The organism is Paenibacillus rubinfantis (genome assembly GCF_001486505.1).
GTDB classification, from domain to species: domain Bacteria; phylum Bacillota; class Bacilli; order Paenibacillales; family Paenibacillaceae; genus Fontibacillus; species Fontibacillus rubinfantis.
Genome location: NZ_LN909065.1, coordinates 1 through 13,856, shown reverse-complemented (window position 1 = coordinate 13,856; position 13,856 = coordinate 1). Strand labels below are relative to the sequence as shown.

The 13,856-nt window shown below is 47.1% G+C and carries 10 protein-coding genes and 2 rRNA genes; 2 read left to right on the top strand and 10 right to left on the bottom strand.

The genetic code is table 11. From position 1 onward, the window contains the following. Positions 1-88 precede the first annotated feature (88 nt). Together BN3277_RS11445 and BN3277_RS11440 are read left to right on the top strand one after the other, a co-directional pair. On the top strand, positions 89-703 hold the full coding sequence (locus BN3277_RS11445) for an SDR family oxidoreductase (protein WP_232436403.1): 615 nt from the start codon (positions 89-91) through the stop codon (positions 701-703). A 415-nt stretch (positions 704-1,118) separates the two neighbouring features. Beyond that, positions 1,119-3,383, top strand: coding sequence for an alpha/beta hydrolase (locus tag BN3277_RS11440; RefSeq protein ID WP_059042786.1), 2,265 nt, complete (start codon positions 1,119-1,121; stop codon positions 3,381-3,383). Between the two features lie 44 nt (positions 3,384-3,427). On the opposite strand, the gene BN3277_RS11435 is transcribed toward BN3277_RS11440, so the two are convergent. The 10 genes from BN3277_RS11435 to BN3277_RS11390 form a co-directional block, all read right to left on the bottom strand. Then, complete coding sequence (locus BN3277_RS11435) at positions 3,428-3,754, bottom strand: hypothetical protein (RefSeq protein ID WP_187380069.1); 327 nt, start codon at positions 3,752-3,754, stop codon at positions 3,428-3,430. A gap of 121 nt (positions 3,755-3,875) precedes the next feature. Then, positions 3,876-5,825 (bottom strand): ATP-dependent DNA helicase, encoded by a 1,950-nt coding sequence (locus BN3277_RS11430; RefSeq protein ID WP_059044732.1) that lies wholly within the window; start codon positions 5,823-5,825, stop codon positions 3,876-3,878. A 214-nt stretch (positions 5,826-6,039) separates the two neighbouring features. Continuing rightward, positions 6,040-6,783, bottom strand: coding sequence for an ABC transporter permease (locus BN3277_RS11425; protein WP_059042785.1), 744 nt, complete (start codon positions 6,781-6,783; stop codon positions 6,040-6,042). Beyond that, positions 6,780-7,529, bottom strand: a complete 750-nt coding sequence (locus BN3277_RS11420) for an ABC transporter permease (protein WP_059042783.1) — start codon at positions 7,527-7,529, stop codon at positions 6,780-6,782. Before BN3277_RS11420 ends, BN3277_RS11425 begins: the two co-directional genes overlap by 4 nt. Next, on the bottom strand, positions 7,526-8,272 hold the full coding sequence (locus BN3277_RS11415) for an ABC transporter ATP-binding protein (protein WP_232436402.1): 747 nt from the start codon (positions 8,270-8,272) through the stop codon (positions 7,526-7,528). Before BN3277_RS11415 ends, BN3277_RS11420 begins: the two co-directional genes overlap by 4 nt. A 60-nt stretch (positions 8,273-8,332) precedes the next feature. Next, positions 8,333-9,343 carry a HAMP domain-containing sensor histidine kinase gene (locus tag BN3277_RS11410; protein ID WP_059042781.1) on the bottom strand — a complete coding sequence of 337 codons (1,011 nt, stop codon included), beginning with the start codon at positions 9,341-9,343 and terminating at the stop codon, positions 8,333-8,335. After that, positions 9,340-10,017: a response regulator transcription factor gene (locus tag BN3277_RS11405; protein ID WP_059042779.1), complete on the bottom strand. Its 678-nt coding sequence runs from the start codon at positions 10,015-10,017 to the stop codon at positions 9,340-9,342. Before BN3277_RS11405 ends, BN3277_RS11410 begins: the two co-directional genes overlap by 4 nt. A 157-nt stretch (positions 10,018-10,174) precedes the next feature. Further along, on the bottom strand, positions 10,175-12,433 hold the full coding sequence (locus BN3277_RS11400; RefSeq protein ID WP_059042777.1) for a glycoside hydrolase family 3 N-terminal domain-containing protein: 2,259 nt from the start codon (positions 12,431-12,433) through the stop codon (positions 10,175-10,177). A 622-nt stretch (positions 12,434-13,055) separates the two neighbouring features. Continuing rightward, positions 13,056-13,172, bottom strand: a 5S ribosomal RNA gene (rrf, locus tag BN3277_RS11395). 219 nt (positions 13,173-13,391) lie between these two features. Next, positions 13,392-13,856 (bottom strand): 23S ribosomal RNA (locus BN3277_RS11390); the annotation flags it as partial.

Here is a 13,856-nt window from a genome sequence, read left to right as displayed (position 1 = left end):
ATTTTGTTCACATATCCTAATCGACCTATTGTCATCCGATGATTCTGCGTTTTGTTCAGATTCTGTATACCCAATGCGTTTCAGATGGATGAAGTCAAATTTTTATGCCAGTCTCAGTAATCTGTGTGTTCGAAATATCGCTAGCTTTGCGTCCTTTGCTAACACAGTCCGTTCGGCTTTGCAATCTACTTGGGATCGCCCAACTTTCAATCATCTGGTGAACAATGCCGGCCACGGGGAAATGGTAGATTTCGCAGAAACAACAGAGGCTCAGTTCGATAGCTTGTTCAATGTGCATGTCAAGGGCGTGTTTTTCTTGACTCAGGCCCTTCTGCCGCTTCTTGCTGATGGTGGTCGTATAGTGAATTTTTCAACGGGTCTCACTCGTGTATCCTATCCCGGATTCTCTGCTTACTCTGCAGCGAAAGGTGCGGTTGAAATTCTAACCATTTATATGGCCAAAGAACTTGGTCACCGAGGTATTACCGCTAATACCATTGCACCTGGAGCAATCGAAACCGATTTTTTAGGAGGTTCTGTACGCGACATCCCTGCTTACAATGATGCGTTCGCCTCGATGACTGCCCTTGGCCGAGTTGGCGTGCCTGAGGATATCGGTCCGGTAGTCGCCAACCTGCTTGGATCCGACAATCGCTGGGTTAATGCACAGAGAATCGAAGTCTCGGGTGGTCAGAACATCTGATCGCAAGGATAACTGCTAATATGTGACTATGTTCTTGTCCTCTGACATTTATTGTGCTCGATTGTCTGAGGACAAAACATTGTTCCTTTAAGGACAAGAATTTTTTCATTGGTGATTACAGCCTCTACTCCCTCGTGCACATCTGCTTTTACATATCCTTTCTTCCCCCATCCTCCGAAAGAGATTAGTTAGAATTCTATTCATCCTGAAGCCCTTCTCCTTTACCTCATTTGATAAGCTTCTCAATACCGTAAGAAGTGTGGTTTTTCATTCACTACCTTGCTTTATTCAGTACTGCATGATATTATACTTTCTTGTACAGCTGAACGAAGCTCCGTTAATATCTTTATCATGTATTTATCTAGCTAAAAGTCATCTGTGAGCGGACTGGTGATAACTTGAAAGGCGGTAACCTATGCTTAACGTTAATTTAAAAAATGACAAGAAGACAATCAGAACACGGCTGTCGAAGTTTCCTCTTCCACGTACTTCTCCCCTTCCGTCAGGATGGAAAGGAGCGATTTGGGGAGTTTCTATCGTTACGTTGTTCATTTGTTTCGTGCAAGCTTTCTATTACCTTGGGTCACGAGGTATTCAGGACTACTTCGTGGGTACAATCTTATCGATTCTGACCGTACTTGGACTCACGGGTCTGATTGCAGGCGTGTTGCATTGGGCTAGAAAAATGCCTTCTCGGTATGTTTGGGTCCTGCTGGCTTCTATTTGTTTATTGTATCTTAGTTTTTTAGGCCCCCTACCGTTCACGCTATCCATTCTTTTATGCATGCTCTTCTCCTTTTCTTTACTTGGAGCCTTGTTATATCGATTCATAAAGGGTTCGTATCGCGAAGCTGCAAGGTGGGTAAAGGTAGCGGCAAGTACGGGGATTGCTGTGACGATCATCTTCATTTGTGCACTCGGATATTGGCTTACGAGTCGCGGGTTTGCTGAGTTAGAAGTTCCTCATCCTTTACAATCTATCAAGACTGCGGACAATTACTCAACCTCCGTGGCTAATCCGGCTGAACCGGGGCCCTATCCGGTAAAATCCATAACCTATGCTAGCAATCCAACGTATCGCAAAGATCTTAGCACCCCAGGCCATCTCATGACAGAGACTGTGGATGGATCGGCATTTGTAGGAAATTGGTCTTCCCGACGTACGAACACCTTTGGATTTGGTCCAGAGGCAATGCCGCTGAATGGCACGGTTTGGTATCCGGAAGGCGACGGCCCCTTCCCGCTTGTCCTTATTGTCCATGGGAACCATCTTGCGACGGAGTTCTCTGATCCCGGATATGCTTATCTGGGAAAATTGCTGGCCAGTCGCGGATATATCTTCGCTTCGATCGACGAGAACTTTCTGAACATTTCTCCTTACGATGATCTGTTCATTTTAGATGGATTGAAGGGTGAAAATCGTGCACGTGGTTGGTTATTACTCGAACATTTAAAAACGTGGGAGTCATGGAACGCTTCGAAAGGAAATCCGTTCTACGACAAAGTAGATATGCAGCATATCGCACTGATGGGGCATTCCCGTGGGGGTGAGGCCATCACGACAGCAGCCGCATACAACCAAATGACAACCTATCCTGAAGATGCAACCATCAAGTTTGATTACCATTTTAATATTCAATCCCTTGTCTCGATCGCAGGTACCGACATGCAATACAAACCAGGTGGACAACCCATTGAGCTCAAAGATATCAACTATTTGTCTCTCCATGGCTCTCATGATATGGACGTCAATTCGTTCCTTGGAGCGAATCAGTATTATCGTACACACTTTACTGAAGATCGTAACTATTTCAAAACCTATGTGTACATTTATGGTGCAAACCATGGACAATTCAATACGGTTTGGGGTAGAACCGATGCTGCCGGGATCGGAAACCTGTTGTTTAATAACTCAGAGATCCTTCCTGGCGAACAACAAATTCAAGCTGCAGAAGTATTGATATCATCTTTTTTAGAGGCCACATTGAAGAATAATGATTCCTATCGGATGGTATTTCAAGATCTTGGGTATGGCAAGGAATGGTTGCCCGAAACCATGTACATCAGCAATTATTCGGACGGAAACACTACCCCCCTCGCGAATTATGAAGAAGATTCCGATCCAGGAACAACCACGTTACCCGGCGGGCATTTGGAAGGAGACTCCCTCAAAGCCTGGAAAGAAGACAAAGTAAAGATGGAAATGTCAGATGAACAGTTTAGCGCGGTTTTCTTAGAATGGGATAACACATCGGGTTCCTCCATTCCGGTCTATCAGGTCATCCTTCCGGATTCGGGGATCGATATATCTGACACAAGTACTCTTGTTTTTTCCATTGCTAACCATGACGCCAAGCCGGAAGCACGTGCAGCAGACACTTTGGTCGACCTAACGATCTCCGTTGAAGATAAACATGGAAACGTGAGTCACTTGCCACTTAGCCAATATTCCCCCCTTCTCCCCATGTTCGAAGGTGTTCTTGCCAAGCGGCCGTTAGGATTCTTTCAAACGATAAAGGAACCGATTTTTCAAAACTTTGCGTTCGATATGAATGATTTCATGAAAGCCAACACCCATCTAGTGCCCGAACAGATTCGCAAGATTAGTTTTATTTTTGATCAGACCCCCAAAGGAAATATCTTAATGAAAGACATCGGCATACGGAATGATAAAAGATAAATGAGCACAAAGAAAGCCGCTAAATTAGCGGCTTTTCTTTGTGCTTAATCGCTACTTTGCAACTTGTTCAATCCCTGTAGTAGCAAAGTTGTTTTTTGAATATCTCCCCCACGATCAATATATGCTGACCATTTGGGGAAGACCTCTTTGAAGAATTCATTTCCTACATCCGTTAAATCCGTGCTGTGCAGGACCAAATCGTCCTTGAGCGAACCATCCTCATGGAACGGTTCTACTAGAATCAACTTGTGCTCTACTAAAAAGTTCATGAGTACCGTTGTCATTGAAGTAACTTGCTGTCGATAAGACAAGCTTTTGCTTCTTTTTAACAGCGTAGGATAACTATATCTTAAAATGCTCACGCGAATCACCTCGGGTTTCACCTACTGATGAAGTCAATTCTATCGTATATCTATACCCTCAATCAAATCATGGGAAGTAACTCAGACGGAAAAAGCTTCAGTAAGGTCGTGCTCTCGACTGGTCGATGTTTCAATGTGACTTTAATTCAACACCTTTTGGAAGTACGGATATCACTTTATGCATCACCACGGGATTGGTTTGCAACTCTTCCCCCAGCAATACGATGATGCCGGAATCCTCCCGAGAACGGATCAGCCGGCCAATCCCCTGGCGAAGTCGCAGAAGCATATACGGCATATCGATCTCTTGATAAGGGTCAGTAACCGCTTTTCGTCGGGCATTAAATACAGGGTCCAGCGGTGGAAAAGGCAGCGACCAAACCATGACATTCTTGAGCGATGGTCCCGGTACATCAAGTCCTTCCCATAGACTGACCGCACACAACACGCTTTCCTCCTCCTGCTGGAATGCTGAAATCAGGTGGCTAATTTCTCCGTCACCTTCATAATAGAACGACATCCCGTCAAGCAGGGGCTCAGCCTTCACCTGTTCCTTGAATTGACGCAGCTCATTTCGAGTCCGGAACAGAATCAGCGCTCTGCCACCGGTGCGATGGAGCATGCGCGCCGCTTCTTTCATTTTGCCCTCAAAACCTTCAGCCAGAGGCCATTGTGGTGCTATAACCTCCATCTGTTCCTGATACGCATAGGGTGAATCAACCGAAAAGGACAGATAATGATCAATACCAAGACTGTCCGCGAGATAATGGAAAGAGCTCTCCACCGACATCGTTGCTGACGAGAATACAATGGGCATACGCAACTGGAACACCTGTTTTTCGAGTATTTCTTTCACCGTACCCGGCATGACCGTAAGCGTAAGCCCTTCCGGGCTGTCCTCCACCCAGCTGATGACCGTCGATTCCGAATGCTCGAACAGAAGGAGCGCTTGTTGCATCATCTCCATATGCTCCTCGACGATCCGAAGCTGATAGTGATCCAACGTATAGAGTTCCCCTTCAAAAACGAGTTCCTCTTCAATCGCAGATATCAAACCTCGGAACCGGCGCACCTCGCTGAGCAGTGTCTCGGTCAAGACGATTTCTCTACGTTCAGACCCTGCAATGGCAAGGTTATATCGTCCAAACGCGTTAAACATCTCTTCGCTCTGTACAATGGCCTCATCAATCAATACAGCCAGGGATTCTCGGATTTCATTTTGCAAGAGGCGTGTAATTAATTGTTCAAAGATCACATGCTTCATCTTATAGCCAAACGCCTTCATGGCTGCCGATTCCAACAAATGTCCCTCGTCGAACACGACGGAGGAATGCTCAGGCAGGAGCGGCAGTTGACCCTCCCGTTTACGTCCATCGTAAGTCCATACATGCTCCAAATAATAATCATGCGAACAAATGATAATGTCGGCAGCTCGCCGGTAATGGTCCCTGGATAACGTCTGTCCACAACGGTGACGGCGATCACAGGTGAAGCAGTCCTGGAAAGGATCCCAATTAACGGCATTCCATTGTTCGTCGGTAAGCTGCGGATAGTTTCTCCGGTCACCGTATGCATGAAACGACTGCATGGGCGCAGAAGAATAAACGAAGCTGGGCAAACCTGTCATGATTTCTTCCCAATCAACATCCGTATTCGCTTGAACTCTCGCCTGATCCAGCTTCTGGAGACACAAATATTGATCCGGCGATTTACCGAGCCGCGCATCAATGATCAAATCCAAATGTCTGGCTAGCTTGGCGATATCGCCTTCAGGTTTGACCAACTGTTCAATCAGGGACTCGTCCGCGCAGGCAATGACCGCTGGTTTGCGTGTATAGCGCGCGTAACATACCGCATAAAGAAGATAGACCAGTGTTTTCCCTGTACCTACTCCCGCTTCGGCGAAAATCGTTTGTTTGTCGGCAAATGCTTTCTCTAGTTGAAACGCCATGTAAATCTGCTCATCCCGCACTTCAAAGCCGGCTGCAGGCAGCAGCTCATAAAATACGTCTGCTACCCAATCCGCTACTTGCTGAATAAACGGGATGCCAGGGTTATAGGTAAAAGGGTACGGCTTCACGTTATCATATACCTCTGCTTTCTTGCGCGTAAGGCTCAATCTTGATCCTCGTTCACAAACGTTCTCTTCAAATAAATAAGCATTTCTACAGAATAAAACAATCTATTTAACTTTACAAGCTGCTTCCCGGTAATACAAGTTTTTGTACAAAATTCTATTCAAAATCCGAATTGTTCCTTGACCCCAGGACAAATAACCGAGCTCATCACTTCACCTACGCATCCATCTTACGATAAACCACCAAAGCCACCACAACAAAGACAAGTGTCCATATCAAGAACACCCCTGTCCCCTGCAACGGTGTAAGAGCGTTCAGCTCCACAGGGGAAGGCACCCTATACATGTAAGATCCGGCCGCATCCGGTAGAACGTTTTTAGACTTAAACTGAGAATTCCTCAACAACGGACTGATGATGAAATCATAGCCAAGCAAGATCACTAAAGCTGGAGTGGTTCGTCTGAGTAAAGCACCTATAGCTGCACTGAGTAATGTAGATAATGTCAGATAACCTGTTGCACCTGCTAATACCTCGATCATTGCATCGATTTCAAACCCTGCGGCTCCTTCTCTCACTCTGATCCATGTATATAGCATACTTGAGGCAACCATCAAAAACGCTGCGGGAATCGTAATTATGGCTACCGCTATATGCTTGCTGGTAAATTGAAGCCCCCGCCATGGCATCGCCGCTAAGGTCGTTCGAATCTGTCCCCCGTTGTACTCCGAACAAGCTACCAAGATCCCAAGAATCATGAATCCTACTTGAAGATACCCCATAGAGGAAATCCCAAGATTCAGTATATTTCTCGATCCTCCTGGCTCTTTAAGACTAAGCGAAACATAAGCTGCAATTATCCCTAAATTCAGAATAAATGTACCTATAAGTGTAAGCCATACCGAAGGTAATGATATGAGTTTGGCTAGTTCAGCATGCAGGATTCGCGTCAGCTTCCTCATGAGGCAATATCCCTCCTACTGAAGACAATAGAAGCAACAATGAAAAGGATCAATACCCAGGTGAACATCACTAAGCCTCCCATAAACGGAGGAAGAAAGCTATCGCCCGTTACCATAAACATTTCGATTCCAACTCGGTCGGGCAAATATAACGCCAGCTTGGTAAGCTTGGAAAGCAAGAAACTAAAGGATACAAACGAGGTATTCATGATGAGGACCGCAAGCGGAATCATACCATTCTTTGTGAGTACCGTGATACCCAATGCCAAGAGAGCCGTAAATACCCAGTAACAAACCACCCCAAACAGCTTGGAGTATTCGAACACAGGGGTAAATTCCCCAAGGATAAAATGAGTGGCTGCCAAAGTGGTCGAAATCGCAATAACACTCATTAATAGGCTGATGAGAGCTACCGCAGCTGCTTTGGCTAGAATGAAATGTAACCTAGATGAAACTACCGTTAAACTCGTTCGAATTTGCTGTCCTCCACCGGATTCACTGCTTTCGGTCAAATATTCACTGCTGACAGCAAGCACACCGAGAATAATGACACCTTGCACACCAAGAGCTAGTCCAATATAACCCACTTCCGACAGCCGCGTGCTGATTCCCGCGATAATCTCTTCTTTTTGGGCATGACCGTCCATGGCAGCAATAAATGCAGGAGCAACAACCCCAATCAGAAAGGCAAGCCAAATGCCCGGCAAGGAGAGCAATTTAGATACTTCTGCGTGAAATGCTCTCATACACCGTCACCTGTTTTGTCAGATGTCAGCGCAAAAAAAGCTTCCTCCAACGAGGAATAATTGGCGGTGACCTCCTCCAACGTTCCATCTGCAACGATGACTCCATGCTTGATGATAACCACGTCATCAACCGTCTCCGCAAGTTCTCCCATGAGATGGCTGGATAGTAACACGGTATTCCCGGCTGCCGCACGTTCACGCAGAAACGTTCGGATCCAACGGATGCCTTCCGGGTCAAGCCCGTTTACCGGTTCATCTAGAATCAAGATCTCGGGATCTCCCAGCAGTGCAGCTGCGATTCCGAGTCTCTTCCCCATTCCAAGGGAATATTTCCCCACTCTTTGATTCGCTACCTTCGTAAGACTTGCGATTTCCAGAACTTCCTCGACACGGACGCGAGGCAATCCTGCGGCATGAGCCATCCAACGCAAGTGGGCCCGCCCTGTTCGGCTGCGATGGGCTCCAGATCCGTCCAATGCAGCACCTACTGCAGTTAGAGGATTATGTAATTGAGCGAACGGCTTGCCATGAATGAGCGCAGTCCCTGAAGTGGCACGATCTAATCCAAGCAATATGCGTAGGGTAGAACTTTTGCCAGCCCCATTTGGCCCTAAAAAACCAGTCACTCTGCCTGGTCTAGCTTTAAAACTGATCCCAGATAAGATTTCTTGTGTTCCGCGACGTTTGACTAAGTTCTCAATTTCTATCAACCCTAACACTTCCTTTCCTGTTATGGTTGCCATTATAAGGAAGCAAAGTTACATCGCGGCTATCGTGAGGTTTACTTCTGGATTACCTTTAGGTTAAACACGAATAATAACGACTCTTGTGCCTTTTTCATTAGAGGTAAAGTTGGCTTGCAGGCCCATTCTCTTCAACATGGTATGACAAATGGATAAGCCGATGCCTGCTCCACGTTCATCGGAGGTGTTGTCCATACCTGGACCTTTGTCGGCAACAATGATTTGTTCATTTTCAACATTAACACCAATGTTCGCATATTTCCCCTCTGCTGCATGCCGAACAATATTCTGAAATAAATTATCCAAGACCCGGATCATCCATTTCGGATCAACTTCCCAATAAAAAGTCTCCTCCGCCGGTAAATCAGCATCAAGCTGGATTTGGTTGTCTTCAAAAACAGGATACCACGAAGCAACCGCTGCTCTTACTAAACGTGCCATGTCGGTGGAAACGGGTTCAAATGGATGTTTCCCTGAGGTTAGCAAGGTATAGGAAAGTAAATCATCCATTAAATCCCCGACTCTGGTAATCGTCTGATTCATTTCGGTTAATGAGAGCTGACCTTCTATACTTACAACTTCTTTATTTAATCGGGTGACATGTCCTCTCAAAATGGTCAGTGGCGTTCGTAAGTCGTGGGATAGATTCGCAATCAGTCGATGGCGCAATACTTCCTCTTCCTGGGCTTGCCGGCGACTATCTTCAAGCTGTTGAATCATCCAATTAAAAGAACTCCCTAACTGGTCGATCTCATCCATCCGATCCGCTAGAACAGGAATGGGGCTAGGGAACACATTGTTTCTAGCTGAAAGTGACATGACTCCTTGTAAATCGGCGAGACGTCGCTGCAGGTTTAAGAAGAATCGCCAGGATAAGATCACAAAGGCAACAATAATAAAACCAAACAACAGTACAGTAAGGTGAAAAAGGTTTAAGGTATTTATTTCTTGGACTTGAATACCGGAAACCCCAAAAAACGCGCTGAAGCTAATAAGAATGATTGGAGGAAGAAAGATAAACAGAAAATGTAATTTGAGAAAACGACGAAATAAGGATCCATTCTGCTTCATAACTTCACCCGATACCCTATTCCTTTTAACGTTTCAATGATCTCCGGGGAATCCGGATAACGCTCCAGCTTTTGACGCAATCGATGGATATGCACCATAATCGTTTTATCCCCTGTGATATAAGGTTCTTGCCAAATGGCTTCATAGATCTGTTCTTTGGGCAAAACTTGATTGGGGTGCCGCAAAAAGTACATCAAGATCTGATGTTGCTTCCCGGTTAAGATAATTTCCTCTCCGGTGTGTTTGTCATATACCATCTGGCCTTCTGGGTCAACTTCAATCTGATTTCCTAATGAGATGCGTTCGGAAGGGGTTCCACCCATTCGACGAATTAATACTTCCAATCTAGCCACCAGTTCCTCCGTGTGGAAAGGTTTCGTTAAATAGTCATCCGCAAATTGTAACCCGTCCACCTTGTCTTCTATCGAGGTTCGAGCAGATAACAGCAAAATAGGAACGGCAGGAGCCGCCTTTTTTAATCGTTTTCCCACCGTAAATCCGTCTAATCCCGGCAACATAATATCCAAAATGACGACGTCATGCTGGCTCACTTCTCGTTCAGCAGCTTCCCCGGACAGCAGCCACTGCACTAAGAATCCACGCTGCTCCAGTTCTTCTTTGACCCAACCGCCGATTTTCTCATTATCTTCGATATATAATACTTTTCTTTTCAAGCTACATCCCTCACTCGCTGCATTTCCTCGCTTTAAATACCATCGTTAACGGAAGCATCTTTGCGACTACCTAATCCATTTCCACATCATCCGACCTTTTCCTTCCCTGTAATAAAATAAAGCCGCGCTAAGCGCGGCTTATCCTTGATGCTTCTATTTATTTCGTACTCACGGGCAATCTCCCGTTGGCTTTCAACTGACCGAGCAACACTTGGATCCCGGCATGGGTATTAGGCTCTTGCTTTCCGTAAACGGCAAGCCCTGACCTGATGTTCTGCACATAGATCATCTCGTACGGATTGCCAAGCGATAATAACGTGTACCGCGTATTTTGCTTGTTTAGGTCATTAATCATCGTCTGAACCTCGGCCCAACCGAATTGACTAGCTACATTACGGAATTGATAGGAGGCCAAAATAACGTAATCCGCCTTCTCCATCCTTTGAAGGGTCTCTGATATTTTGCCTTGACCAAAGATGGAAATTTCTGTTGTTAGCGAAAGGTTGCTGCTGGCTTTCGCCAACTGTCGCTGAAGCTGCTCCGCCTGCTCCTGATCGACTGCGGCAATAACGACCCGGTCTCCTGATCGAATCGGATCCGGCTGGGCACCGTCACGGCTGGCCAAAACGGTAGCCGCACGTTCCGCAATTTCTCTTCCCACCGCGCGGTGCGCTTCAGAGCCGATAGTTTTCAGTGCGCCTAGCTTCTGCGTGAGGCTTGCTTTTTGATCAAACAACCCGTATTTCGATTTCAGCTCCAAGATACGCTTCACTGACTCGTGGATGGTTTCGGCCGGAATCGTTCCCTTCTTCACCGCTTGAACCAGCGTTTGATGGGCCGCTGCTGGGTCCTGCGGCATCAGGATGATATCGACACCGGCGTTGACGGCTCGTTCTACCGCTTGATTCTCCCCAAAATGCTCCGCGATCCCATTCATCGTGAAGGCATCCGATATGATGATTCCTTGATAACCAAGCTCCTCCCGGAGCAGGCCGGTTAGCACCTTCTTCGATAAAGTCGCTGGAATCGGTACGCTGCTTCCGTCCTTAAGTGATGTCACAAGTTCATGATCTACCGAAGGGAAGGCGATATGGGCGGTCATGATCATCTCCACCCCACCGTCGATAGCCGCTCGAAATGGCTTGAGTTCCACCGCATCTAGCCGATCTCGACTATGCGTCAGTACAGGCAATCCCAAATGCGAGTCAACCGTCGTATCTCCATGCCCCGGAAAATGCTTCACCGCCGCGATCACCCCGGATTGTCGCAGCCCTTGGATCGTTGCAAGGCCAAGGCGTGATACCAGGTCCGCATCCGAGCTAAAAGAACGCATTCCGATGATGGGGTTATCCGGATTGCTGTTCACATCGAGCACCGGAGCAAAATTGACCTGTAGCCCCAGCGCCTTCAACTCCTCTCCCGTAAGCTTTCCGGCCGCTTCGGCCAGCGCCGCGTCTCCGGTTGCCCCAAGCGCCATTTGCCCCGGCAGATTGGTTCCCCCTGGGATACGCTTAATCACGCCTCCTTCTTGATCAATGCCGAGAAAGAGAGGAATATCCCCTGCTTCTTGTTGTATATCATGGGTGAGCTTTACGATCTGACGTGCGTCGATAATATTTTTATCAAAAAGAATAAGTCCTCCGAGGTCCTGACCGTGAATGCGGTCCTTCAATCCTTCGTTGACTGTTGTTGTCGCTTGGCCATTCCATTGCCTGATGTCTGGCATTAGCATTTGGCCTACTTGCTCGCTGATGGTCATATAGGAGATCAGCTTGTCCCAATCCTGCGCCACGATGGCGGTTTGGCGTTCGAATCGAATCACCCGTGATAGAAAGACGGAAAACTCCGCCCGCGTGACGGTTCGATCCGGACGATACGTGCCATCTGGATATCCACCAAGGAGTCCGTTAGAGCTCATGACATGGATCGGCGCGGCGGCCCAATGATCATGGACATCTGTTAAGTTTACAGGTTGCTTGCCACTCACAAGTGCATAGGCGCGAGTTAAAAAGGCAGCCGTCTCCGCGCGGCTCATCGCCGTATCGGGGTGGAATGTGCCGTCGGGAAATCCGCTGGCCAGTCCATTTTTCTCCGCAACACTAATTTCGCGATAAAAAGGATGTGTGGTTGGAACATCAGAATAGCTCGTGCGAACCGCTCCGGATTGCAGTTGCTCTGGATAAAGCTCCCGCACCATAAAAGTTACGGCTTGCGCTCGAGTCACTGGCTTGTCTGGCGCAAACTTCCCATCCCCATATCCGGCAACAGTCCCCCTGTCAGCCATATAGTTTATTCTGTCTTCCGCCCACTTCACATGTTGGAGATCCGAAAACCGTTCGGCCGCAGCCGCACCTCCTGCTGAAATAAGAAAGGAGCCAAGAACAGCTCCCAAAATCATCATTCCTTTTGTTTTCATCTGTCTACCTCTCTAGTTGTCGATGTATAAAGTTAGACGCTTCTTCTCTATCGTTTGTTGCGCAAGCGTGCCGCATTAGGTGCTTTGATGTTCCATAGTAGCTTAGGTCAAGCCGTTCCGCTGAAGATCACGAATGGCTTCCCAGGAGATGAAAGTATAGCCGAACCTCCATTTCACGATTCTCATCATACCTAGTTTTTGAAATGAAGTCATGTTTCTTTTCCTCCAAATTTCTTTTCCTTCGGAGCGATGGCTGACCTTGGCTGCATTAGCACTGAAATAGTTGCACCAGTGCATCTATTTTTGCGCATTTCCGGCAATTTAGGCTCAATAGCTGCAATAATGCACTTAATTTAGCACATTGGGCCGGAATTCGTTGGAATCGCCGAAAATAAATGCACTGTAGCATCTATTTCCCCAAAATCGGCGAATACTCCGAAAATAACTGCATATACACACTTATTTTACTAACGGTCGCATCGGTCCAAGGAACATTCCTGCAAAAATACAGCTTTTTGAGCATCGATCCACAGATTGATTGAAATACCTGTAAAAATGCAGTTTTTTACACAGAAACACAAAAAGAGCACTACCGAATCAACGGTAATGCTCTTTTCCTTTTGCTTGGCGGCGTCCTACTCTCCCAGGACCCTTCGGTCCAAGTACCATCGGCGCTGGAGGGCTTAACAGTCGTGTTCGGGATGGGAACGTGTGGAACCCCTCCGCCATCGCCACCAAACGGGTTTTGATTCATCAAATATGTAACAGGAAACAGCATCGCCAAATGCTGTGAGCCTACTTCACTGAAATAACCTCTTGGGTTACATCAGATCCATACTTGCTCCCTGAAAACTGGATACGAAACTTGATTTGCGTGTTAGCCCCTACTTGTTCCCGGGGTCCCCGAAAAGTAATCGGAATTACCTTCGAAGCCTCGCGTCACTTTTTGGGGTGTTGTTTGGATAAGCCCTCGACCGATTAGTACCTGTCAGCTCCATACATTGCTGCACTTCCACCTCAGGCCTATCAACCTCGTCGTCTTCAAGGGGTCTTACTAAATTGGGAAATCTCATCTTGAGGGGGGCTTCACGCTTAGATGCTTTCAGCGCTTATCCCGTCCGCACTTAGCTACCCAGCTGTGCTCCTGGCGGAACAACTGGTGCACCAGCGGTGCGTCCATCCCGGTCCTCTCGTACTAAGGACAGCTCCTCTCAAATTTCCTACGCCCACGACAGATAGGGACCGAACTGTCTCACGACGTTCTGAACCCAGCTCGCGTACCGCTTTAATGGGCGAACAGCCCAACCCTTGGGACCTACTTCAGCCCCAGGATGCGATGAGCCGACATCGAGGTGCCAAACCTCCCCGTCGATGTGGACTCTTGGGGGAGATAAGCCTGTTATCCCCAGGGTAGCTTTTATCC